Origin of the sequence: Prevotella sp. tf2-5 (assembly GCF_900115435.1) — a bacterium.
GTDB lineage: Bacteria > Bacteroidota > Bacteroidia > Bacteroidales > Bacteroidaceae > Prevotella.
On sequence record NZ_FOWK01000003.1, the window covers coordinates 1 to 21,737 of the forward strand.

21 protein-coding genes and 2 rRNA genes are annotated in these 21,737 nt (G+C 47.3%); 17 read left to right on the top strand and 6 right to left on the bottom strand.

Annotated elements, in window-relative coordinates; genetic code table 11:
* The 10 genes from BM257_RS03780 to BM257_RS03825 all read left to right on the top strand — a co-directional run.
* Nucleotides 1-82: ribosomal RNA gene (locus BM257_RS03780) — 23S ribosomal RNA — on the top strand; the annotation flags it as partial.
* Between the two features lie 145 nt (nucleotides 83-227).
* Nucleotides 228-340, top strand: a 5S ribosomal RNA gene (gene rrf, locus BM257_RS03785).
* A gap of 59 nt (nucleotides 341-399) precedes the next feature.
* Complete coding sequence (locus BM257_RS03790; RefSeq protein WP_092068486.1) at nucleotides 400-1,557, top strand: sensor histidine kinase; 1,158 nt, start codon at nucleotides 400-402, stop codon at nucleotides 1,555-1,557.
* Between the two features lie 135 nt (nucleotides 1,558-1,692).
* Nucleotides 1,693-2,217, top strand: a complete 525-nt coding sequence (locus tag BM257_RS03795; protein ID WP_092068489.1) for a YceD family protein — start codon at nucleotides 1,693-1,695, stop codon at nucleotides 2,215-2,217.
* Nucleotides 2,218-2,245: 28 nt separating this feature from the next.
* Complete coding sequence (gene rpmF, locus BM257_RS03800) at nucleotides 2,246-2,434, top strand: 50S ribosomal protein L32 (protein ID WP_092068493.1); 189 nt, start codon at nucleotides 2,246-2,248, stop codon at nucleotides 2,432-2,434.
* Nucleotides 2,434-3,444, top strand: coding sequence for a beta-ketoacyl-ACP synthase III (locus tag BM257_RS03805; RefSeq protein ID WP_092068496.1), 1,011 nt, complete (start codon nucleotides 2,434-2,436; stop codon nucleotides 3,442-3,444). The genes rpmF and BM257_RS03805 overlap by 1 nt, the downstream gene beginning before the upstream one ends.
* Complete coding sequence (gene era, locus BM257_RS03810; protein ID WP_092069314.1) at nucleotides 3,437-4,339, top strand: GTPase Era; 903 nt, start codon at nucleotides 3,437-3,439, stop codon at nucleotides 4,337-4,339. Before BM257_RS03805 ends, era begins: the two co-directional genes overlap by 8 nt.
* A 26-nt stretch (nucleotides 4,340-4,365) precedes the next feature.
* Entirely contained in the window at nucleotides 4,366-4,776 is a 411-nt protein-coding gene (locus BM257_RS03815) for a hypothetical protein (RefSeq protein ID WP_143096735.1), read from the top strand.
* Nucleotides 4,776-6,089: a ribosome biogenesis GTPase Der gene (der, locus tag BM257_RS03820; RefSeq protein WP_092068500.1), complete on the top strand. Its 1,314-nt coding sequence runs from the start codon at nucleotides 4,776-4,778 to the stop codon at nucleotides 6,087-6,089. Before BM257_RS03815 ends, der begins: the two co-directional genes overlap by 1 nt.
* Nucleotides 6,086-6,478: a hypothetical protein gene (locus BM257_RS03825; protein WP_092068503.1), complete on the top strand. Its 393-nt coding sequence runs from the start codon at nucleotides 6,086-6,088 to the stop codon at nucleotides 6,476-6,478. The genes der and BM257_RS03825 overlap by 4 nt, the downstream gene beginning before the upstream one ends.
* Here BM257_RS03825 and BM257_RS03830 read toward each other — a convergent pair.
* Together BM257_RS03830 and BM257_RS03835 are read right to left on the bottom strand one after the other, a co-directional pair.
* On the bottom strand, nucleotides 6,432-7,226 hold the full coding sequence (locus BM257_RS03830) for an ABC transporter ATP-binding protein (protein WP_092068506.1): 795 nt from the start codon (nucleotides 7,224-7,226) through the stop codon (nucleotides 6,432-6,434). The genes BM257_RS03825 and BM257_RS03830 overlap by 47 nt on opposite strands.
* On the bottom strand, nucleotides 7,223-7,975 hold the full coding sequence (locus BM257_RS03835; protein ID WP_092068509.1) for an MlaE family ABC transporter permease: 753 nt from the start codon (nucleotides 7,973-7,975) through the stop codon (nucleotides 7,223-7,225). Before BM257_RS03835 ends, BM257_RS03830 begins: the two co-directional genes overlap by 4 nt.
* Before the next feature lie 195 nt (nucleotides 7,976-8,170).
* On the opposite strand from BM257_RS03835, the gene lptB reads away from it, so the two are divergent.
* On the top strand, nucleotides 8,171-8,992 hold the full coding sequence (lptB, locus tag BM257_RS03840; RefSeq protein ID WP_092068512.1) for an LPS export ABC transporter ATP-binding protein: 822 nt from the start codon (nucleotides 8,171-8,173) through the stop codon (nucleotides 8,990-8,992).
* Between the two features lie 39 nt (nucleotides 8,993-9,031).
* On the opposite strand, the gene BM257_RS03845 is transcribed toward lptB, so the two are convergent.
* The 4 genes from BM257_RS03845 to BM257_RS03860 form a co-directional block, all read right to left on the bottom strand.
* A complete protein-coding gene (locus BM257_RS03845) occupies nucleotides 9,032-9,778 on the bottom strand; it encodes a phosphocholine cytidylyltransferase family protein (RefSeq protein WP_092068515.1) in 747 nt (248 codons plus the stop codon).
* Nucleotides 9,779-9,797: 19 nt separating this feature from the next.
* The gene (locus tag BM257_RS03850) at nucleotides 9,798-10,862 is read right to left on the bottom strand and encodes a pyridoxal phosphate-dependent aminotransferase (RefSeq protein ID WP_092068518.1); all 1,065 of its coding nucleotides are present in this window, start codon (nucleotides 10,860-10,862) and stop codon (nucleotides 9,798-9,800) included.
* Nucleotides 10,863-10,927: 65 nt separating this feature from the next.
* The gene (locus BM257_RS03855) at nucleotides 10,928-11,965 is read right to left on the bottom strand and encodes a lysylphosphatidylglycerol synthase transmembrane domain-containing protein (protein ID WP_092068521.1); all 1,038 of its coding nucleotides are present in this window, start codon (nucleotides 11,963-11,965) and stop codon (nucleotides 10,928-10,930) included.
* Between the two features lie 58 nt (nucleotides 11,966-12,023).
* Nucleotides 12,024-13,016: a CDP-alcohol phosphatidyltransferase family protein gene (locus tag BM257_RS03860; RefSeq protein WP_092068524.1), complete on the bottom strand. Its 993-nt coding sequence runs from the start codon at nucleotides 13,014-13,016 to the stop codon at nucleotides 12,024-12,026.
* Nucleotides 13,017-13,179: 163 nt separating this feature from the next.
* On the opposite strand from BM257_RS03860, the gene BM257_RS03865 reads away from it, so the two are divergent.
* The 6 genes from BM257_RS03865 to guaB all read left to right on the top strand — a co-directional run bounded on the left by BM257_RS03865 (nucleotide 13,180) and on the right by guaB (nucleotide 21,737).
* Nucleotides 13,180-13,734, top strand: coding sequence for a hypothetical protein (locus BM257_RS03865; protein ID WP_092068527.1), 555 nt, complete (start codon nucleotides 13,180-13,182; stop codon nucleotides 13,732-13,734).
* 854 nt (nucleotides 13,735-14,588) lie between these two features.
* Entirely contained in the window at nucleotides 14,589-15,953 is a 1,365-nt protein-coding gene (tig, locus tag BM257_RS03870) for a trigger factor (RefSeq protein WP_092068530.1), read from the top strand.
* A gap of 122 nt (nucleotides 15,954-16,075) precedes the next feature.
* Nucleotides 16,076-16,744 (top strand): ATP-dependent Clp endopeptidase proteolytic subunit ClpP, encoded by a 669-nt coding sequence (clpP, locus tag BM257_RS03875; RefSeq protein WP_092068533.1) that lies wholly within the window; start codon nucleotides 16,076-16,078, stop codon nucleotides 16,742-16,744.
* Nucleotides 16,744-17,961, top strand: a complete 1,218-nt coding sequence (gene clpX / locus BM257_RS03880) for an ATP-dependent Clp protease ATP-binding subunit ClpX (protein ID WP_092068536.1) — start codon at nucleotides 16,744-16,746, stop codon at nucleotides 17,959-17,961. Before clpP ends, clpX begins: the two co-directional genes overlap by 1 nt.
* A gap of 12 nt (nucleotides 17,962-17,973) precedes the next feature.
* The gene (gene recQ / locus BM257_RS03885; protein ID WP_092068539.1) at nucleotides 17,974-20,157 is read left to right on the top strand and encodes a DNA helicase RecQ; all 2,184 of its coding nucleotides are present in this window, start codon (nucleotides 17,974-17,976) and stop codon (nucleotides 20,155-20,157) included.
* A 98-nt stretch (nucleotides 20,158-20,255) separates the two neighbouring features.
* Nucleotides 20,256-21,737, top strand: a complete 1,482-nt coding sequence (gene guaB, locus BM257_RS03890) for an IMP dehydrogenase (protein ID WP_092068542.1) — start codon at nucleotides 20,256-20,258, stop codon at nucleotides 21,735-21,737.

The window sequence follows — 21,737 nt, forward strand, 5'->3', positions numbered from 1 at the left end:
GACTACCACGTTGATAGGCAGCAGGTGTAAAGACGGTGACGTCAAAGCCGAGCTGTACTAATTGCCCGAACGCTTTCGCGTCGAGTCATCCCTTCAGTTGTTGTTTCGCTGTCCTGACCGGCGTCTTGCTTGTGGAGATTGTCACCTATACGGTTGGTGATGTGGTGGGAGAGTGATGTAATCATAATTACTAATTCCTAATTCCTAATTACTAATCCGAAGAATTATCAGGTGGTTATTGCGGCGGGGTCCCACCTCTTCCCATTCCGAACAGAGAAGTTAAGCCCGCCTGCGCCGATGGTACTGCAATGCAATGCGGGAGAGTAGGAGACCGCCACTTTTTCACAGACGAGGCCCTGCGGATGCAATATCCGCGGGGCTTCTTCGTTTTATAGATGTATGCAATGGACTGACAAAATCCGACAGGTCAAGATCTTATTAGTTATATCAGCGGTGATTATCGCTGTCGCTTCTTTGTTGGTTTCCCATTTTTTGGTAAAAGACCTTTCCAATGAAGAAAGAAAAAAGATGGAAGTATGGGCACAAGCGCTACACTCTCTCAATGAGGCGGATGAGCATACTGATCTTTCTTTAGTCCTGAGTGTAATGGAAGGTAATAATACGATTCCTGTAATAGTGCTGGATAAAGATGGTCATGTCGCTGACTATCGTAATATAGAGATTAAGGCAAAGAATGCTCTTGATACCATTTCTTATGTGGAGCGTATGGGGAAGCGGATGAGAGATGCTGATCGTTTTATCAAGATACAGATAGGGGATTCTACAGATTATCAGCTTGTTTGTTATGATGATTCTGTCATGCTGAAGCGTCTTGCCGCCTGGCCGTACGTACAGCTAGGCATCGTCCTGATTTTTGTTGTAGTGGCTATATTTGCCTTACTATCCTCTAAACGGGCAGAGCAAAATAAAGTATGGGTTGGATTGTCTAAGGAGACAGCCCACCAATTAGGTACTCCTATCTCTAGTTTGATGGCATGGACAGAGATGTTGAAGGAGAATTATCCCGATGACGAGTTGTTGCCTGAGATGGATAAGGATGTGAAGCGATTGGAGCGTATTGCCGAGCGTTTCTCCAAGATAGGGTCAGTACCAGAGCCTGTTGACGCTTCCATGAATGAAGTGTTGGCTCACGTTATAGAATACATGAACCGTCGCACCTCTCAGAAAGTTCAGATTATCAGTAATTTGCCGGAGGAGGATGTGATTGTTAAAATGAATGCGTCGTTATTTGAATGGGTGATAGAGAATCTCTGTAAGAATGCTGTGGATGCTATGGAGGGGACAGGTATCATCACGCTCTCTCTCTGGTCAGGTGATGAGGATGTTATAATAGAAGTTCAAGATACAGGAAAGGGTATCAGAAAGAAGGATATCAAGAATGTCTTTACCCCTGGTTTCACAACCAAAAAAAGAGGATGGGGACTTGGCCTGTCACTTGCTAAACGTATAGTGGAAGAGTATCACAAAGGGCACATCTTTGTTAAGACATCAGAAATAGGAAAGGGTACAACTTTTCGTATTGAAATGCCAAAATGATTGCACAAACAATGGGAGATGTGTGCAATATAACAGCTTGTTAGTGGTTGATTTTCAAAGGAAAAGCAAAAAAACTATAATTCCTAATTTGTAATTCATAAATATTTCGTAACTTTGCAAGCCAAAAGTGTTGTTATGTGCGATTTAGAGACCTTTAAGATTGATTTGAAGGGGATGAAGACCGACGAGCAAAGTCTGGAATTCGACCTGAATGATGAGTTTTTCAAGGTTCTGGATGCCTCAGAGGTGAATGGTGGAGCATTGCACGTGTCGGTGTCTATACGCAAGGCTTCCGGCTTTTATGAACTGCTGTTTCACACCGAGGGCACAGTAACTGTTCCTTGCGATTTGTGTCTGGATGACATGGAGCAGCCTATTATGACGGATAACCGTTTAGTGGCAAAGTTGGGGACAGAGACCAATACCGAGGATGATGATGTCGTGATTGTTGACGAGAACGAAGGAATGCTCGATACATCATGGCTCATATACGAGTTTGTGGCACTTGCCATACCCATTAAGCACGTTCATGCACCTGGAAAATGCAATAGTGCGATGACACAGAAGCTCGAAGAGCTGAGTGGCGCTGTCCGGAGCAGCGAAGAGGCGGCAAAGGAAATAGACCCGCGGTGGGAGGCACTTAAGAAGTTAAAAGTTTAAAGTTTAAAAGATTAAAGTTTATAGAATTATGGCACATCCTAAAAGAAGACAATCAAAGACTCGTACACTGAAACGTCGTACTCATGACAAGGCAGTAGCACCCACATTGGCAGTATGTCCTAACTGTGGTGCATATCATGTATATCACACAGTATGCCCCACCTGTGGCTACTATCGTGGTAAGATTGCCATTGTAATGGACGAAGCAGCTGAGTAATGGGAAAAATCAGTGCGATAATCACCGGTGTTGGTGGCTACGTGCCAGACTATATTCTGAATAATGAGGAATTGTCTCGCATGGTGGACACCAATGACGAGTGGATAATGACTCGTGTCGGTATTAAGGAACGCCATATCCTCACAGAGGAAGGCTTGGGAACCAGCTATATGGCTCGAAAAGCAGCCAAACAGTTGATTCAGAAGACTGGTGTTGATCCTGATACTATTGACGCTGTGATTGTTACCACCTCGACGGCTGATTATAAGTTCCCGTCTACAGCCAGTATCGTATTAGGTAAGCTTGGATTAAAGAACGCATTCGCATTCGATTTCTGGGCAGCTTGCTGTGGATTCCTCTATACACTTGATGTTGCCGCCTCGATGATTCAATGCGGTCGCTATAAAAAGATTATAGTGATAGGTGCAGACAAGATGTCGTCTGTTATTGATTACAAAGACCGTGCGACCTGTCCATTGTTTGGTGACGGTGCAGCCGCTGTTCTTGTAGAGGGCTCGGAAGAAGAGAATATCGGTGTGATGGACTCTTATTTCCGTGCTGATGGTAAGGGACTCCCATTCCTTCATTTGAAAGCAGGTGGTTCTGTATGTCCTCCTAGTCATTTCACGGTAGACCATCGTTTACACTACCTCTATCAAGAGGGACGTACCGTTTTCCGTTACGCAGTGACAAATATGAGTGACGACTGTGCTTTAATAGCAGAGCGCAATGGCTTAAACAAGGATAATATCCAATGGGTGGTTCCTCATCAGGCGAATATGCGTATTATTGAAGCAGTGGCAAAGCGCTTGGAGCTTCCAATGGAACAAGTGATGGTGAACATAGAGCATTTTGGGAATACCTCTGCCGCAACGATTCCATTAGCACTTTGGGAGAACGAGCATCTGTTGAAGAAAGGTGATAATATGATTTTCACCGCTTTCGGAGCAGGATTCGTTCATGGAGCAAGTTTCTATCGATGGGCATATGACGGAAAAGACCATGCATAAAGCAGGATTCGTAAATATCGTTGGAAATCCCAATGTAGGTAAAAGTACGCTCATGAACCAGTTGGTTGGTGAGCGTATTTCGATTGCGACGTTTAAGGCACAGACCACTCGGCACCGCATCATGGGTATCGTGAATACAGATGATATGCAGATTGTATTCAGTGATACACCAGGTGTGTTGAAACCCAACTATAAATTGCAAGAGTCCATGCTTGCCTTCTCTGAGTCGGCATTGCAGGATGCGGATGTCTTGCTTTATGTGACGGATGTTGTAGAGAACCCGGAGAAGAACAGGGACTTCTTGGAGAAAGTCCAGAGAATGACGATACCTGTTATTCTACTTATCAACAAGATAGATGAGTTGGCTAGTGATAATAGTAGAAATAGTCAGTCGAGACTTAACAGTATCGTGGAGAAATGGCATGAGCTGCTACCTCATGCGGAAATATTACCTATCTCGGCAAAGAACAAGTTCGGGACAGACATGCTGTTGAAGCGTATCCATGAGTTATTACCAGAGAGTCCTGCCTATTTTGACAAAGACCAATTGACAGACAAGCCTGCCCGTTTCTTCGTGTCAGAGATTATCCGTGAGAAAATCCTTCTCTATTACGACAAGGAGATTCCTTATGCGGTAGAGGTTCGTGTGGAGCGTTTCAAGGAGGAAGAAAAGCTCATTCGTATCAATGCTGTCATCTATGTGGAGCGTGAATCTCAGAAAGGAATCATCATTGGACATCAAGGCGTTGCCCTAAAGAAAGTAAGTACGGAGGCTCGTAAGGCTTTGGAGAAATTCTTCGACAAACCCATCTATCTGGAAACCTTTGTCAAGGTTGACAAGGACTGGCGCTCGTCGCAGAAAGAGCTGGACTCATTTGGATATAACCCAGAATAAAAACGATAAAGAAAAGGAGGTAAATTATGAAACTACATCGTCATGGAGTCAAAGTGTTGTTTTGCTGTCTGCTGCTATTGATGGGTACACTATCAGCAGCTGCACAGACGGAGCAGGAGGCGGATTACACGAAGTATGCTGGTAAGATCGGTCCGTATGCTATCACACTATTCATCAACATGCGTAGTTATGGCGAAGAGGATGCAGGCTACTATTATTACAATGACCGTCCTCAGACCAAGTTCACATTGAAGATGATGGAGAACGAACCCAATCCGAAAGGTTTTAATAAGGTCGTTCTTTATGAGTATTCACCCAAGGGCAACCATACGGGTACTTTTAAGGGAACTGTTGAAGGACGTGGCGATGGATTCTATGGAACCTTCACCAACGGTCGGGGAAAGAAGTATGAATTTCAATTGATGCAGCAATATTAATGGGAAACTTAGTAGCGATAGTAGGACGCCCCAACGTGGGTAAGTCTACCTTGTTTAATAGGTTAACAAACTCCCGTCGTGCTATTGTGAGTGACGAGGCAGGTACTACCCGTGATCGCCAATATGGCAAATGCGAGTGGAACGGTCGTGAATTCTCTATAGTAGACACTGGTGGTTGGGTCGTTAATAGTGATGATATCTTCGAGGAGGAGATTCGCAAACAGGTTGTTGTTGCCACCGAGGAGGCCGATTTGGTACTTTTCCTGGTAGATATCAAGAATGGTCTGACAGACTTGGATATGGATGTCGCCCAGATTCTAAGACGTTCCCAACTCCCGGTCATCTTAGTAGCTAACAAAGCTGACGATGGAAAAGACCTCTATGGACAATATGAGTTCTACAAGTTAGGACTTGGTGATCCCTATTGCGTGAGTGCTGCCACTGGAAGTGGGACAGGTGATTTGCTTGATGATATCCTCTCTAAGTTGAAGACAGAAGAGGTGGATGATATGGAGGATGGTACTCCCCGTTTCGCAGTAGTCGGTCGTCCTAATGCTGGTAAGTCGAGTATTATTAATGCCTTTATCGGTGAAGACCGTAATATCGTGACAGAGATTGCAGGTACTACGCGCGATTCCATCTACACCAAATACGACAAGTTCGGTTTTGATTTTTACTTGGTGGACACAGCAGGTATCCGTCGTAAGAACAAGGTGACGGAGGATTTGGAGTTTTACAGTGTGATGCGTAGTATCCGTGCCATTGAAAACTCAGACGTCTGCATCCTGATGATAGACGCCACCAGAGGTATTGAAGCCCAGGATATGAATATTTTCCAGTTGATTCAGAAAAACAACAAATCGCTGGTGGTTGTAGTCAATAAGTGGGACTTGGTAGAAGACAAGTCGCAGATTGCTATTAAGACCTTTGAGAATGCCATCCGCAACCGTATGGCTCCCTTTGTCGACTTCCCTATCGTTTTTGCCTCTGCCGTGACGAAACAGCGTATCTTCAAGGTTTTGGAGACAGCAAAACAAGTATATTTGAATCGTACTATCAAGATTGGAACCTCTAAGCTCAATGAAGTGATGTTGCCATTGATAGAGGCGACACCACCACCCTCTATCAAGGGTAAGTATATTAAGATCAAGTATGTGTCCCAGGTGCCAGATACGCAGATTCCTACCTTTGTGTTCTATGCCAACTTGCCCCAATATGTGAAAGAACCCTATAGGCGTTTCTTGGAGAACAAGTTGCGTGAGAACTGGACGTTGACGGGAACACCTATTAATGTATTTATACGACAGAAATGAGGAGAAGTCTTTTTCTGCTGGTATTGTTATTCGTTATATGTGCCTGTTCACGACAAGAGCAGACACCAGAGGAACAAGCCGGTCTTGCCGCTAAGGGATATTACGACAGTCTGCTGACAGGCGATTTTGAAGGATTTCTTAGTGGGAAGGCAGGTATGAATTCTGTTCCTGGTGACTATCGTGCCCAGATGATGAAAGCTTGTGAGAAATACAGGCAAGAGCTGGAACAGTTGCATGGAGGGCTAGCCACAGTGACGATATCAAATGCAAAACTTGACAGCACGCAACAACTGATGCATGCCTTCTTGCTACTTCATTTTAAGGATTCTGTGAAAGAGGAGATTACTGTCCCGATGGTGCAGCTTGACGGGCAGTGGAAGATGCGTTGACCACTTCCCGCATCTCCTTCAGGAGTTCACTGGCGAAGATAAAATCAGTCAACCGTTTATTGGTAGACCCCATGATATCCGCAGAGACACCCTGCCATTCCTTATGACCTTCGTAGATAAAGATGATATTCTCTCCGATTGTTGTCACGGAGTTCATATCATGCGTATTGATAATGGTTGTCATATTGAACTCCTGTGTGATACTATGCAGCAGTTCATCGATGACTAATGATGTCTTGGGGTCTAGTCCTGAGTTCGGCTCATCACAGAAAAGGTATTTGGGATTCAGGGCGATAGCACGTGCAATAGCCACACGTTTCTGCATACCACCGGAAATCTCCCCAGGGTATTTCTCCTCGGCGCCCACCAGGTTGACACGGTCCAGGCAATACATTGCCCGTTTCGTGCGTTCACGAAGTGTCATGGGAGCAAACATGTCAAGTGGGAACATTACATTTTCCAATACTGTCATCGAGTCGAATAGTGCTGCGCTCTGGAAGATCATTCCCATCTCACGACGCATCAAGATTTTCTCTTCTTTAGACAAGGCAACAAAGTCGCGTCCGTCATAAAGAATCTGTCCGCTGGTAGGCTCAAATAATCCTACGAGATTCTTGATCAACACAGTCTTTCCGCTACCGCTCTGACCGATGATCAAATTGGTCTTTCCATCCTCGAAAACCGTACTGATATCTTTCAGCACCTCCAGACCGTCAAAGCTCTTGCAAAGGTTCTTTACTTCAATCATGACAGCAGTTGTGTTAGGAATACATCAGAGAACAGAATGAGGACACTGGAGCATACCACAGCGTCTGTTGACGCCTTACCCACATTCACAGAGCCGCCTTCCACTGTATAGCCGAAGAAGGAAGGAACTGCGGATATGATAAAGGCAAAGAACAAGCTTTTGATGATACTCATCCACACAAACCATGGCTGGAACGAGTGTTGCAGCCCTAATGTCAGGTCGTCAGGAACGATGATATGTCCGAGATAGGCTGTGCCATATGCTCCTATAATACCCATCGCAGAGGAGAACACCACAAGGATCGGCATAATGGTCAGCATTGCGGTAATCTTGGGTAGTATCAGGAAGTTTGCAGAGTTCACGCCCATGATGTCTAGGGCGTCAATCTGTTGGGTCACACGCATCGTGCCGATTTCTGAGGCGATGTTAGACCCTACTTTACCTGCTAATATCAGACACATGATACTACTGGAGAACTCCAACAGCATAATCTCTCGAGTAGTATATCCGCTGACCCAGCGGGGCATCCAAGGACTCTGGATGTTCAGTTTCATCTGGATACAAATCACCGCTCCGATGAAGAAGGAAATCAGCAATACGATACCAATGGAGTTGACACCCAGTTGTGCCATCTCCTTGATATACTCCTTGGCAAACATACGCAGCCGTTCCGGGCGCTTGAATGTCCTGCTCATCAGAATCAGGAATTTGCCAAACGAGGTCAGCGATTTATGCAGTAAATTAATCATATTCGACGACAAAGGTACAAAAAAGCAAGGGTAGAACAAAATTAATTTCCTATTTTTGCTATCATTTACAGAAAAAATCTATTTTGCGTGGTGACGCAGTGAAACAATTTTTGACTTCTTCGAAGATACTCACGTTCGAGAAAACTCAAAATTCTTTTGGTTTTCTTCTCACTTATGCGTATCTTTGCACTCGTTATGGACGAGACAGTAAATAGACAAGAAGAACAACTGGTACTTCGTACGGAAGGACTTGTGAAGGTGTATGGCAAGCGTACTGTAGTGAACGACGTGAGCTTTAACGTCCGACAAGGTGAGATTGTGGGACTGCTGGGACCTAACGGTGCTGGTAAGACCACCTCTTTCTATATGACGACAGGTCTGGTGGTTCCTAATGGCGGGCATGTCTATCTGGGAGAGGAGGAGGTCACCGACTATCCTGTATATCGTCGTGCCCGTGCTGGTATCGGTTATCTGGCACAGGAGAACTCCGTGTTCCGCAAGATGTCCGTGGAGGATAACATCCTCTCTGTGCTGGAGATGACAGGTAAGCCCCGTGACTATCAGTTGGAGAAGCTGGAGAGTCTGATCAAGGAGTTCCGCTTGAATAAGGTGCGTAAGAACAAGGGTGACCAGCTCTCTGGTGGTGAGCGTCGTCGTACGGAGATTGCCCGTTGTCTCGCCATCGAGCCAAAGTTTATCATGCTTGACGAGCCTTTTGCCGGTGTCGACCCTATTGCCGTAGAGGATATCCAGCAGATTGTGTGGCAGTTGAAATATCGTAATATCGGTATCCTGATTACCGACCATAACGTGCATGAGACCTTGAATATCACAGACCGTGCGTATTTGTTGTTTGAGGGACGAATCCTCTTCCAAGGAAGTCCTGACGAGCTTGCCGTCAATCCGATCGTGAAGGAGAAATACCTCGGTTCCAATTTCGTCTTGCAGAAGAAAGACTTCCAGCGGATGGCAGAGGAGAAGAAGCGAAAAGAGGAGGCAGAAGATGCCGTATCATAAAAAAAGGAATCAGCCAACAGGTTGATTCCTTTTTCTTTTTTATAGCAGTTCCTTGGGCATGAGCTCCTTGGCCCGTTCAAAGTCCTCAGGAGTGTCTAACTCGTACGAGAAGTAACTGGTGGTGTCAACCATCTTGAACGTATGTCCCTGTGGGATGAGTCGTTCGAAGCAACGCTCGTAGAACACGTCGATGAGTCCTTCTTTCAGAATCATCTGGTCGAGTTCCTTGTAGAGTGCCGTACTATAGTCGGCAGTCATTTTCTCGATACCTACAGACTCACCGATGGCGTCTTGGATGCTGCATACCTTGCTGATCTCCGTGATATGCCCATCGGCATCCACGATGACCTTGATCTCTTCCTCTCCGCACTCATGACGGTTGAGGGCGAGGGCAGACTCCGGTTCATGGGCGATACGTGCCACAGCGGCAGGGTCGCAGAGGATATCGCTGTCCATCAACAGGAACTCCTTGCCACGCACATACTCTCCAGCCATCCATAATGAGTAAATATTATTGTTATGCTCGTAGTCGGCATTGTGGAGGAAGTGGAAGGTGGGGGATTTTATAGTGCCTATAGGCTCTATTTGATTCTCTAAAAATGCCACGATCTGCTCTGCACAATAGCCAGTGACTACTACGAACTCGCTGATGCCAGCCTGTTGCATGGCACGGACGGTACGCTCTAAGAGAGTGCGCTCACCCACCTTCAGCAAGCACTTAGGTTTCGTGTCTGTCAGGGGGCGCAGGCGTTTCGCCATACCAGCGGCTAAGATAACTCCAATCATACCAATTGAGAACAGGGTTTTATTTCTTGTTATAGACCTTCAGGATCGTATCGACCACCGTCTGGGTCTGTTCCTTACGTCCCAGGGTGATGCGCAGACAAGACTCCAGTCCTTTGTCACCCATGAACTTGATCTTGTAGTCCTGCACCTTCAGTGCTTCCATCAGAGCGTCTTTGATCTCCACAGGATACTTGATGAGGATGAAGTTAGCGACAGACTTATAGACTTTGAAGCCAGGCAGACTGCCGAGTTCCTTCTTATACAACTGGCGTCCCCATTCCATGTCGTCAGCAACCTTGCGGTAGTGCTCGTCGCTGTCAAGGGCAGCAAGGGCGACAGCCTCCGAGAAGCGGTTGTAGCCCAGGTATTTGTTGACATAGCTCTCAAACTGGTCGTGTCCCTTTCCGATGAAGCCGAAGCCTACACGCAGACCCGGCAGTCCGTAGAACTTAGACAAGGTGCGTGAGATGATCAGGTTACTGTATTTGTTGACCAATGGAGCGATATAGGCGGTATCTGTGCTGATAAAGCTGGCATAAGCCTCGTCGATAAGTACCATCGTGTCAGAGGGGATATTCTCCATGATACGCCCGATCTCCTCAGGGGTCAGTCCGTTACCTGTGGGGTTGTTGGGAGAGGCGAGCAGCAGCATGCGGGGATGTACGCGGTTGGTGTACTCGATGACCTCATCGATGTCATAGGCGAAGGTGTCGTCCTGTTCATGCAGGGGATACATCTCAAAAGTACCTCCACACTCGCTTGCCACACGATTGTAGTACCACCAAGAGAATTCCGGGATGAGGATCTTGGTATTAGGCTGTTGCCCATTCGCAGGCTGTTGGCTGTTGATGGAGAGGAAATAATGGATAGCATTCTTCAGCATGTCCTCACCACCATACGTCAGCAGTACCTGGTTCTCTGGAACATTGTAGATTTCGCTGAGGCGTACGGAGATGACGCTCTTCTTACCCTGGTCATAGATACGGGTATAGAAACACAATGTCTTAGGGTCGAAATTCTTAATAGCCTCCACCACTTTCTGGCTGGGCTCAAAATTAAATTCGTTTCTGTCGAGATAATTCATGTTATATTGTTTTTTTGATTTTTCGATATTCCGATATTCCGATATTTCGATATTCCGATGTTACTTTAATCTTTCAATTTCATCAGCGCCATGCCAATGGCAATCCAGATAATCTCCCTCACACGGCAGATGATGCTCACGAAAATGCCCAGGGCTGCGGAGAGACCCAGTGCGGCGATGGAGAGCACGAAACCACCCTCTTGTACACCCAGCTGCATCGGCAGGAAACCTATCAGGTTGGCAAAGAGGGTCGTGAAGGCGACGATCAGGATGCTGTGCAGGAAGGTAAGTGTCAGACCGTCCCATCCACCTCCACAGTCGATGCCGAAGAGCAGGAGCATGAACATCACCTCCGAGCTCTGTACCACACGAGAGAAATATTCCAGCACCAGACTACGATAGAAGGCACGGGTGTCCTGTCCGTAAAGTGCTGCGATTTGTTTGTCGATGTTCTCGATAGCCTCTGAGTGACGTGCCCAGAACCGGAGGGTCCATTTCTTTAGTCCGGGGATATTCGCCACAACCCCCAGCACATACTTCACCAATCCGTTACGATATCCCTTTGAGAAGAGATAGAAGAAAAACAGACAGAACACCACGATGATCCCCAGGGTGGTGCCAATGGTGACATTGATGGGGAGGTCGCCAACGATGACAAGGGCGAGATAGATGAAGATACTGATAAACCAGAACCAGAAATGGGCGAAGAAATGCATCATGGCATAGAGGATGACACTGGAGGTGGCATGCTGCTTGTCAATGTCCTTCGATAGTTCCATGATACGATAGGGCTCACCACCGAGTCCACCCACAGGTGTGGCATAGTTGAGGGCATAGCCAGTGATCGTCAGGCGATAGAGTCTCCAGAAACTCACAGGCATCTTTCCTTGGATATTCCCCTCGATGATGGCTTTCCAAGCGAAGGCGTTAAGACCATAGACGATGATCCACACCCCCACGATGGGTATCAGCCAGTAGCCGGCGTGACAGAGGTGGTCCCATAGCTCGACGAAGCTGACGTCAAAGGTAAACAGCATGACAACGCATGCTGCCACTCCCAAGAAGAAAAACAAGTTATTCAGTCTTTGTTTCGTCCACTTCATGGCTCTCAATCCTTCAGTTCTTTTAGTCGCTTCGCTTTGTAAAAGCGTCTTGCGACGATTACTTCAACCCTTCAATCCTCGTCCTGATTCGTTTGCAGAATGTCTCATGGCGATGGTTGACATACCATGCCAGCAGTCCCATGGCGACAATCTCCCAGATGAAGTTCATCACGGGGATGTCCAGCAGACAGAACAGGAACAGCCATGCCGAGCGGAAATTGAAGGTCAGCAGACCGTTCCACGTAATCACGGGGAGTGAACTCTTATGGAAGTCCTCACGGATGTCCGCGGGGATATTGTCAAGGCTGCCGTATTTCTTACGCATCGCCTTCAGCATCTTCTGGAACTCAGGTGTCTTCTGCTCCTGTTTCTTGGTATAATCGATATACGACTTCTGGAAATAACGCTCCACCCATGGTGTCTCACTCGTCATCTGGTCGTAGATCTCCTGTTGTTTCTTGGAGTTGTCCAACTCAGAGCCCTTCTCTCCTTTCAGGAAGAAGAGGTGAGCCTGGATGTAATAGTCGGCAAGGCGCTGCTGTCCTGCCAGTCCTGCCACACCAGAGATGATGCCGAGGATATAGACGACGATGGTGGCAATGATGACGTTCTGCTCCGTATCGGCAATCCCCAGCCATGCAAACTCGATGTCGTGGTGGATATAGAAGCGGTATACCAGTCCGTGATAGATGGGCACGAACCATGTGAAGCCTGCCACACCGTCAAGGATACGTCCTAAGCGGCTCTTCTTACCCGTCATACGTGCCAGCTGTCCGTCTGTGCAGTCGAAGATGTCGGCAAGACAGAGCAGCAGGATGGCGATGATGTTCATCACCAGTCCGTTGGTACCCTCATAATAGAAACTGCCACAGGCAAAGAAGAAGGTGCTTGCAGCTCCGATGATCATCGAGAGGATGGTGACGGTGTTAGGGTGTATGTCGAGCTTGGCAAAGAACACTGCCCACCAATAGCAGAACGGACGTACCACATGCAGGTCCAGCCAGTCCTCTGTCTCGGCGGATTTAAGTGTTTTCTGAATCTTTTCGTTCATGTTCCTATTTAATTATTTTAATCAGCCTGCAAAGGTACAATTTTTTTGCTATTTAGCCAAATTCTTTCAGAAACATTTGCATGAAAGTCAAATATTCATTATATTTGCATCTGAAATATAGATTAAATAACTTTTTGTTAAACCGATTAAAATGTATGTACTTATGAAGAAAATGATGATGTTACTATTGGCTATGTTGTCGATGTCCCTCTCCGTCCATGCCCAGAAGATGAGTAAGCAACAGCAGGAGTCTGCCATGATGAACCTTTTCGCAAGAGCTACCTTGGTAAATGGCAAGTTTGCCATTACCCGTGAGCCGATTACCTATTACGACTATTGGGCAGCAACGGGTGAGAAAGCTCATGGTCCTAATACCAGTGTCACCAATGCTGCCATCGTGAGTGATGGTAAGAAACAGAAGATGGTGAACTGCATCAACAAGTATTTTGGGGAGACGATCGTGTCGCTTGCCAGTAGCTCACAGATCACGGAGGCACAGAAAAAGATCGGACTGCATCGTGAGCTCGGTGAGAACAGTATTGCCGGTCAGGGCTTCTTCCTCGTGATGACGGCTGAGAAATATAAGAAGTACAAGAAGATGTATGACGACTATAGGAAGGGTAAGTCTTCCTCTTCTCGCTCTACGTCCTCGTCCAAGAAAAAGAACGGAGCCAGGTCTACCTTCAGCTCTGGACAGAAGCGTCAACTCAGTTTCTAAGACACTGATACCTTCTGTCGCTCATTCCAATATCTCCCATAGGGGTGTTCCAGTATCTGGAATAACAGACGGGAGATATTGGAATGAGTCGTTACAGATACTGGGATCAGGTATCAGAGGCATCGGAAGGTGGAATGAGGACACGCCCTTCCGTTAACATCCTTTAACTTGTAATCACAGATAACAGTTACAGTTAGGTCAAAATCGATTTTCCTGCAATTTTATGCAAAATACGGTATATTTATTTACTATATATATAATATATATATTATATATATAGTAATAGTATAGTAAGAATGGAAATGAACTTAACTGTAACTGTTATCTGTTACACTTATTTATCTAAGTGGCTAAAAATCAGATAGATGTAAAAATCTCAGATTTCAGTAACTGTCACAAAAGGGGTAAAAACAGGCAAAAATGACTCAAATCGGGGCTTGAAAAAGGGTGATTTAACATTTCCAAGAGGCGATTTAACATTTTTGGAGTCCGTTTTGAGTCAAAATCCGCTTGAATTTGATAAGGGTAAATTCCACCTTAAAAGTCTATTTCTGCATGTATATGCATAAAATCCCCTTCGTTTTTATGTTAAATCGCCTCTCAGAAATGTTAAATCGCTGATTTTTGAACCTCAAAACGCTCCTAATGACCCCCAATTACCCCTTTCCAGACAAGACGATTTGTGAAAATTAGTTAAACAAAGACAAACATTAGAGATACGATCTGAAGGTCGAAGGTACTTACGTTCGAGAATAAAACAAAAAAATCGCCTTTTTGTTTTGTATTCTGCACAATTTACATTACCTTTGCACCCTCAAAACGGAAAATACAAATATAAATAAGGTAATAATAAGATGAATATTTCATTTGAAGCTCCCGACAAGATTAATGGTTTGATGACCATTACATTGGAGAAAGAAGACTATCAGGGAGAAGTCGAGAAGACTTTGAAGGACTATCGTAAGCGTGCTAACGTTCCTGGATTCCGTCCAGGTATGACCCCGATGGGGCTGATCAAGCGCCAGTTCGGTGCTGCTGTGAAAGTAGACGTTGTCAACAAGATGCTGGGTGAGAAACTCTACGAGTATGTTCGTGAGAACAAGATCCAGATGCTTGGTGAGCCATTGCCCAGTGACAAGCAGGAGACCCTTGACTTCGAGGGTGACGCTCCCCTGACCTTCAAGTTCGACATCGCCGTGGCTCCAGAGTTCGAGGCAAAACTGAGTGGTAAAGACAAGATCGACTATTATAACATCACCGTTGACGACAAACTCATCGACCAGCAGGTGGAGATGTACCAGAGCCGTGCCGGACAGTATGAGAAGGCAGAGCAGTATGATCCCGAGCAGCGTGACATGCTGAAGGGTGACCTCCGTGAGCTGGACGAGAAAGGAAACGTCAAGGAGGGTGGTATCACTGTTGCTGACGCTGTGCTGATGCCCCAGTATATGAAAGTCGACGACCAGAAGAAACTCTTCGACGGTGCTAAGTTGGGTGACATCATCACATGGAATCCCCGCAAGGCATACCCGGAGAGCGACGTGGAGGTATCTTCCCTGTTGAAGATCCAGAAAGAGGAAGTGAAGGACCACGAGGGCGACTTCACCTTCCAGATCACAGAGATCAGCCGTTTCGTGAAGGCAGAGATCAACCAGCAGTTGTTCGACCAGACCTTTGGTGAGGGAACTGTGAAGGACGAGAAGGAGTTCCGTCAGAAGATCGCCGACATCATCAGTCAGCAGTTCAAGGCAGACAGCGACTATAAGTTCCTGCAGGATGTCCGCAAGCACATGGAGAAGAAGGTGGGCAAGCTGGAGTTCCCAGAGGCTATCCTGAAGCGTGTGATGCTGAACAATAACAAGGACAAGGGTGCTGACTTCGTGGAGAAGAACTTCGAGGCAAGCATCAAGGAACTCGGTTGGCATCTGATCAAGGAGCAGCTCGTTGCCGCTCAGGAGATCAAGGTTGAGGATGACGACCTGAAGAATGTCGCCAAGGAGGCAGCTCGTGCCCAGTTCGCACAGTATGGTATGTCAAACGTGCCTGATGAGTATCTGGAGAACTATGCCGCAGAGATGTTGAAGAAGCGTGAGAACGTAGACGGACTCGTTGACCGTGCCGTTGACGTGAAGTTGACAGCAGCCCTGAAGGGTGTGGTCAAACTCAACGAGAAAGACATCACTTTGGAGGACTTCCAGAAGATGCTGCAAGAAAAATAAGTTTTTTTAAGAAAAAAAACAGCATTATCTTTCGGGGTTACCAACTTTTTTCGTAATTTTGTATTTACAATATGCGGAAAAGAGTTGGTAACTCTCTTTTTTGTGCTAAATCGAAAGAAGAAATGATAAACAATGATTTTAGAAAATATGCTACCAAGCATTTAGGAATGAACGGCCTCGTACTCGATGAAGTAGTCAGTGCACAGGCCCAGTATTTGAACCCATATATCCTGGAGGAGCGTCAGCTGAACGTGACCCAGATGGACGTGTTCTCACGTCTGATGATGGACCGCATCATCTTCCTCGGCACTCAGATTGACGACTATACGGCAAATACCCTGCAGGCACAGTTGCTGTACCTTGACTCCGTGGACAGTGGCAAGGACATCTCTATCTATCTGAACTCCCCGGGTGGTAGTGTGACGGCAGGTCTCGGCATCTATGACACCATGCAGTTTATCTCCTCAGATGTCGCTACGATCTGTACGGGTATGGCAGCCTCGATGGCAGCAGTACTGCTGGTGGCTGGTAAGGAGGGTAAGCGCTCCGCACTGCCCCACAGTCGTGTGATGATCCACCAACCGCTGGGCGGTGTGCAGGGTCAGGCGTCTGATATCGAGATTGAGGCGAAGGAGATCATGAAGTTCAAGAAGGAGCTCTACACGATTATCTCGGAGCATTCGCACACTCCTTATGACAAGGTGTGGAACGACTCTGACCGCAACTACTGGATGACGGCAGAGGAGGCAAAGGAATATGGTATGATTGATCAGGTTTTGGTGAAGAAGTAATGAGGAAAACATGTAGCTTCTGCGGAAGGTCTGACAAAGAGGTAAAACTGCTAATCACGGGTCTCAACGGCAATATCTGCGAAGAATGTGCTGCACAAGCGTATGAGATCGCCAAGGCGAACGGCTATGGTCCTGATGCCAAGAAGGCTCCGGATGCCGCGATAGACTTGAAGAAAGTGCCTAAGCCCAAGGAAATCAAGGCTTATCTCGACCAGTATGTCATCGGACAGGATGAGGCAAAGCGCTTCCTCTCCGTTGCCGTCTATAACCATTATAAGCGACTGCAGCAGCCCGTCGACGAGAACGGGGTGGAGATCGAGAAGAGCAATATCATCATGGTAGGCTCGACGGGTACGGGTAAGACCCTGCTCGCACGTACTATCGCCAAACTGCTCGACGTGCCCTTCACCATCGTCGACGCCACAGTATTCACGGAGGCTGGTTATGTGGGTGAGGATGTGGAGAGTATCCTGTCCCGTCTGTTACAGGTGGCGGATTATAAGTTGGAGGCTGCCCAGCGGGGTATCGTCTTCATTGATGAGATCGACAAGATAGCTCGTAAGAGCGATAACCCCAGCATCACCCGTGACGTGAGCGGTGAGGGTGTACAGCAGGGACTCTTGAAACTGTTGGAGGGAACCATCGTCAATGTACCGCCTCAGGGTGGACGTAAGCACCCCGATCAGGAATATATCCATGTGGATACCAGGAATATCCTGTTTATCTGTGGGGGCGCCTTCGATGGTATCGAGCGTAAGATCGCCCAGCGTCTGAACACCCATGTGGTGGGATATAACTCCGTACAGAACGTGCGAAAGATAGACAAAGGTGACATGATGCAGTATATCCTGCCGCAAGACCTGAAGTCGTTCGGACTCATCCCGGAGATCATCGGTCGTCTGCCTGTACTGACCTATCTGAATCCACTCGACCGTGCGGCGTTGGAGCGTATCCTGGTGGAACCGAAAAACTCCATTGTGAAACAGTATGAGAAACTGTTTGAGATGGATGGTATCAAACTGACGTTCACTCCAGAAGCCCTGAAACTCATCGTCGACAAGGCGGTGGAGTATAAACTTGGAGCCCGCGGACTGCGCTCTATCGTGGAGAGTATCATGATGGACGCGATGTTCGAGGTGCCCTCGAAACGAACAAAATCCTTTGAGGTGACAGCGGAGTATGCGCAACAGCAACTCGACAAGTCACACTTACAATAAAAAAGAAAGCCTATGCCAAAAACAAAAATGAATCTGACAGCAGCCCTGAAGAAATACTTCGGCTTCGACAAGTTCAAAGGCGACCAGGAGGCCATCGTACAGAATGTGCTGGATGGCAAGGATACCTTTGTGCTGATGCCGACAGGTGGAGGAAAGTCACTATGTTACCAGTTGCCATCGCTGTTGATGGATGGTACCGCCATCGTGATATCCCCACTCATTGCACTGATGAAAAACCAAGTGGATGTGATTAGTGCAATGAGTGAGGAGGGAACGGCGCATTATCTGAACTCCTCCCTGAACAAAGCGGCAATTGACCAAGTGAAGGCGGATGTCAAGGAAGGACGCACCAAACTGCTCTATGTGGCTCCGGAGTCGTTGACGAAAGAGGAGAACGTGGAGTTCCTCAAACAAGCGAAGATATCGTTCTATGCCATCGATGAGGCTCACTGTATCTCTGAGTGGGGACACGACTTCCGACCTGAGTACCGGCGTATCCGTCCGATTATCAACGAGATAGGTAACGCACCGATTATCGCTTTGACAGCGACAGCGACAGACAAGGTGCGTACGGATATCAAGAAGAACCTGGGTATCACGGACGCCGTGGAGTTCAAGAGCTCGTTTAACCGTCCCAATCTCTATTATGAGGTACGTCCGAAGACCAAGGATGTGGACAAGGATATCATCAAGTTTATCAAGCAGCATCCCGGGAAGAGTGGTATTATCTATTGTCTCTCCCGTAAGAAAGTGGAGGAGCTCGCAGAGATCCTGCGTGCCAATGATATCAAGGCACAGGCTTATCATGCGGGACTCGACTCTGCCCTTCGCTCACAGACACAGGATGACTTCCTCATGGAGCAGATTGACGTCATCGTTGCCACCATCGCCTTTGGCATGGGTATCGACAAACCGGATGTGCGCTTCGTGATCCACTATGATATCCCCAAGTCGCTGGAAGGCTACTACCAGGAGACGGGTCGCGCGGGTCGTGACGGTGGCGAGGGACTGTGTATCACTTTCTACGCTAATAAGGACCTGCAGAAGCTCGATAAATTCATGGAGGGCAAACCTGTCGCAGAACAGGATATCGGTCGTCAGCTCTTACAGGAGACGGCTGCCTATGCGGAGACCTCCGTCTGCCGTCGAAAGATGCTGTTGCACTATTTCGGAGAGATATATGATCAGGACAACTGCCATAACTGTGACAACTGCCTGCATCCGAAGACGAAGATAGAGGGAAAGGATCAGCTGGTGATAGTCCTGAATACTGTGATAGCCCTCAAGGAGAATTTCCGTTCCGACTATGTGATAGACTTTATCATGGGTCGTGAGACGGAGGATATCATCGCCCATAACCATCAGGAGCATGACCTCTTCGGAGCTGGCGAGGATGAGGATGAGAAATTGTGGAATCCTGTGATCCGTCAGGCATTGATAGCCGGCTATCTGAAGAAGGATGTGGAGAACTACGGACTCCTGAAGATCACCTCGGCAGGTAAGAAATTCTTGAAAAAGCCGGAGTCCTTTATGATTGTGGAGGATAAGGAGTTCAATGATGATTATGAGAGCACACCAGAGCAGGAGGGAGGTACCAGCGCATTGGATCCTGTACTGAACTCGATGCTGAAGGACTTGCGTAAGAAGGTGTCGAAGAAAATGGGTCGTCCTCCTTATGTCATCTTCCAGGATGTGTCGTTGGAACAGATGGCAACAGACTATCCCGTCAACCTGGAGGAGTTGAAGAATATCCAGGGAGTGGGAGAGGGAAAGGTGAAACAGCCTTATGCCCAGGAGTTTGTCGACCTCATCAAACGCTATTGCGAGGAGAATGATATCACCCGTCAGGCAGACCTGCGTGTCCGCACTGTCGCCAAGAAATCGATGCTGAAAGTGAAGATTATCCAAGGTATAGACCGTCAGGTGGCTTTGGATGATATCGCCAACGCACAGGGTCTGGAGTTCGAGGAGCTCCTTGACGAAGTGGAGGCCATCGTATATAGCGGAACCAAGTTGAATATCGACTATTTCCTGGATGAAGTGATGGACGAGGACCATATCGATGATATCTATGATTATTTCTCAGAGAGTGACACTGACTCCTTGGAGGCAGCTATCGACGAACTGGGTGACGAGTGCTCTGAGGACGAGATCCGTCTGGTGCGTATCAAGTTCATCTCAGAAATGGCAAACTGATGCTCCGCGTTAAATCGTATTAATAATGTGGCGAAACGCTTGCCATGTCGGAAAAAATGAGTAATTTTGCACGCAATAAAAATTAAAGGAGTATTTATATGTCATCATTTATTGCAGACAAGATTGTCATGGACGGCTTGACTTTTGACGACGTCCTGTTGATTCCCGCTTATTCAGAGGTACTGCCTAAGACAGTAGAGTTGCGAACCCAGTTCTCACGTCATATTCAACTGAATGTGCCGTTTGTGACGGCAGCAATGGATACCGTCACGGAGAGTCAGATGGCGATTGCCATTGCCCGTGAGGGAGGTATCGGTGTGATCCACAAGAACATGTCTATTGAAAACCAGGCTCGTGAGGTGGCTATCGTCAAGCGTGCGGAGAATGGTATGATCTACGACCCAGTGACAATCCCCCTTGGCTCTACAGTAGCACAGGCTCTGGATATCATGGCAGAGTACCATATCGGTGGTATCCCCGTGGTGGATGAGGAGAAACATCTGATGGGTATTGTTACTAATCGTGACCTTCGTTTCGAGCGTCGTCTCGATCGTCCCATCGAGGAGATCATGTCAAAGGACAACCTGGTGACGACGCATCAGCAGACTGACCTTTCGGCTGCCGCCCAGATCCTGCAGGAGAATAAGATTGAGAAACTCCCTGTGGTGGATAAGGACAATCATCTGATTGGCTTGATCACTTATAAGGATATCACCAAAGCAAAGGATAAGCCCATGGCTTGCAAGGACGAGAAAGGTCGTCTGCGTGTTGCCGCTGGTGTTGGTGTCACGTCTGACACCCTTGACCGTATGCAGGCTCTGGTGAATGCGGGTGCCGACGCAATTGTCATTGATACGGCACACGGTCATTCCAAAGGTGTTGTCGAGAAACTTCGTGAGGCGAAGGCTTCTTTCCCTCATATTGATATCGTAGTGGGTAATATCGCTACAGGCGAGGCTGCCAAGATGTTGGTGGAGAATGGAGCTGATGCCGTGAAAGTGGGTATCGGACCAGGTTCTATCTGTACTACACGTGTTGTAGCGGGTGTGGGTGTTCCACAGTTGAGCGCTGTTTATGATGTCTATCAGGCACTGCAGGGTACAGGTGTACCTCTGATTGCTGATGGTGGCCTGCGCTATTCTGGCGATATCGTCAAGGCTCTTGCCGCCGGTGGCTCTTGCGTGATGGTCGGCTCTCTTGTGGCAGGTACAGAGGAGAGTCCTGGTGATACCATTATCTACAACGGACGTAAGTTCAAGAGTTATCGTGGTATGGGCTCCCTGGAAGCTATGGAGCATGGTTCCAAGGACCGTTATTTCCAGGCAGATACGAAGGATGTGAAGAAACTTGTACCAGAGGGTATCGCTGGACGTGTTCCTTACAAGGGAACGGTTCAGGAGGTGATCTACCAGATGGTGGGTGGCTTGCGTTCTGGTATGGGCTATTGTGGTGCCTCGACAATTGAGAAGTTGCATGACGCTAAGTTTACTCGTATCACCAACGCTGGTGTTAACGAGAGCCATCCGCATGATATCACGATTACCAGTGAGGCTCCAAACTATTCACGCCCTAACGATTAA

What these genes read in the sequence shown, in the direction of transcription:
- rpmF (WP_092068493.1), top strand. Translation starts at nt 2,246, where the DNA reads ATGGCACATCCTAAAAGAAGACAATCAAAGACTCGTACACTGAAACGT.
- clpX (WP_092068536.1), top strand. Translation starts at nt 16,744, where the DNA reads ATGAGGAAAACATGTAGCTTCTGCGGAAGGTCTGACAAAGAGGTAAAA.
- era (WP_092069314.1), top strand. Translation starts at nt 3,437, where the DNA reads ATGCATAAAGCAGGATTCGTAAATATCGTTGGAAATCCCAATGTAGGT.
- BM257_RS03825 (WP_092068503.1), top strand. Translation starts at nt 6,086, where the DNA reads ATGAGGAGAAGTCTTTTTCTGCTGGTATTGTTATTCGTTATATGTGCC.
- guaB (WP_092068542.1), top strand. Translation starts at nt 20,256, where the DNA reads ATGTCATCATTTATTGCAGACAAGATTGTCATGGACGGCTTGACTTTT.
- recQ (WP_092068539.1), top strand. Translation starts at nt 17,974, where the DNA reads ATGCCAAAAACAAAAATGAATCTGACAGCAGCCCTGAAGAAATACTTC.
- BM257_RS03850 (WP_092068518.1), bottom strand. Translation starts at nt 10,862, where the DNA reads ATGAATTATCTCGACAGAAACGAATTTAATTTTGAGCCCAGCCAGAAA.
- BM257_RS03830 (WP_092068506.1), bottom strand. Translation starts at nt 7,226, where the DNA reads ATGATTGAAGTAAAGAACCTTTGCAAGAGCTTTGACGGTCTGGAGGTG.
- BM257_RS03835 (WP_092068509.1), bottom strand. Translation starts at nt 7,975, where the DNA reads ATGATTAATTTACTGCATAAATCGCTGACCTCGTTTGGCAAATTCCTG.
- BM257_RS03865 (WP_092068527.1), top strand. Translation starts at nt 13,180, where the DNA reads ATGAAGAAAATGATGATGTTACTATTGGCTATGTTGTCGATGTCCCTC.
- clpP (WP_092068533.1), top strand. Translation starts at nt 16,076, where the DNA reads ATGATAAACAATGATTTTAGAAAATATGCTACCAAGCATTTAGGAATG.
- der (WP_092068500.1), top strand. Translation starts at nt 4,776, where the DNA reads ATGGGAAACTTAGTAGCGATAGTAGGACGCCCCAACGTGGGTAAGTCT.
- BM257_RS03860 (WP_092068524.1), bottom strand. Translation starts at nt 13,016, where the DNA reads ATGAACGAAAAGATTCAGAAAACACTTAAATCCGCCGAGACAGAGGAC.
- lptB (WP_092068512.1), top strand. Translation starts at nt 8,171, where the DNA reads ATGGACGAGACAGTAAATAGACAAGAAGAACAACTGGTACTTCGTACG.
- BM257_RS03815 (WP_143096735.1), top strand. Translation starts at nt 4,366, where the DNA reads ATGAAACTACATCGTCATGGAGTCAAAGTGTTGTTTTGCTGTCTGCTG.
- BM257_RS03795 (WP_092068489.1), top strand. Translation starts at nt 1,693, where the DNA reads ATGTGCGATTTAGAGACCTTTAAGATTGATTTGAAGGGGATGAAGACC.
- BM257_RS03845 (WP_092068515.1), bottom strand. Translation starts at nt 9,778, where the DNA reads ATGATTGGAGTTATCTTAGCCGCTGGTATGGCGAAACGCCTGCGCCCC.
- BM257_RS03855 (WP_092068521.1), bottom strand. Translation starts at nt 11,965, where the DNA reads ATGAAGTGGACGAAACAAAGACTGAATAACTTGTTTTTCTTCTTGGGA.
- BM257_RS03790 (WP_092068486.1), top strand. Translation starts at nt 400, where the DNA reads ATGCAATGGACTGACAAAATCCGACAGGTCAAGATCTTATTAGTTATA.
- BM257_RS03805 (WP_092068496.1), top strand. Translation starts at nt 2,434, where the DNA reads ATGGGAAAAATCAGTGCGATAATCACCGGTGTTGGTGGCTACGTGCCA.
- tig (WP_092068530.1), top strand. Translation starts at nt 14,589, where the DNA reads ATGAATATTTCATTTGAAGCTCCCGACAAGATTAATGGTTTGATGACC.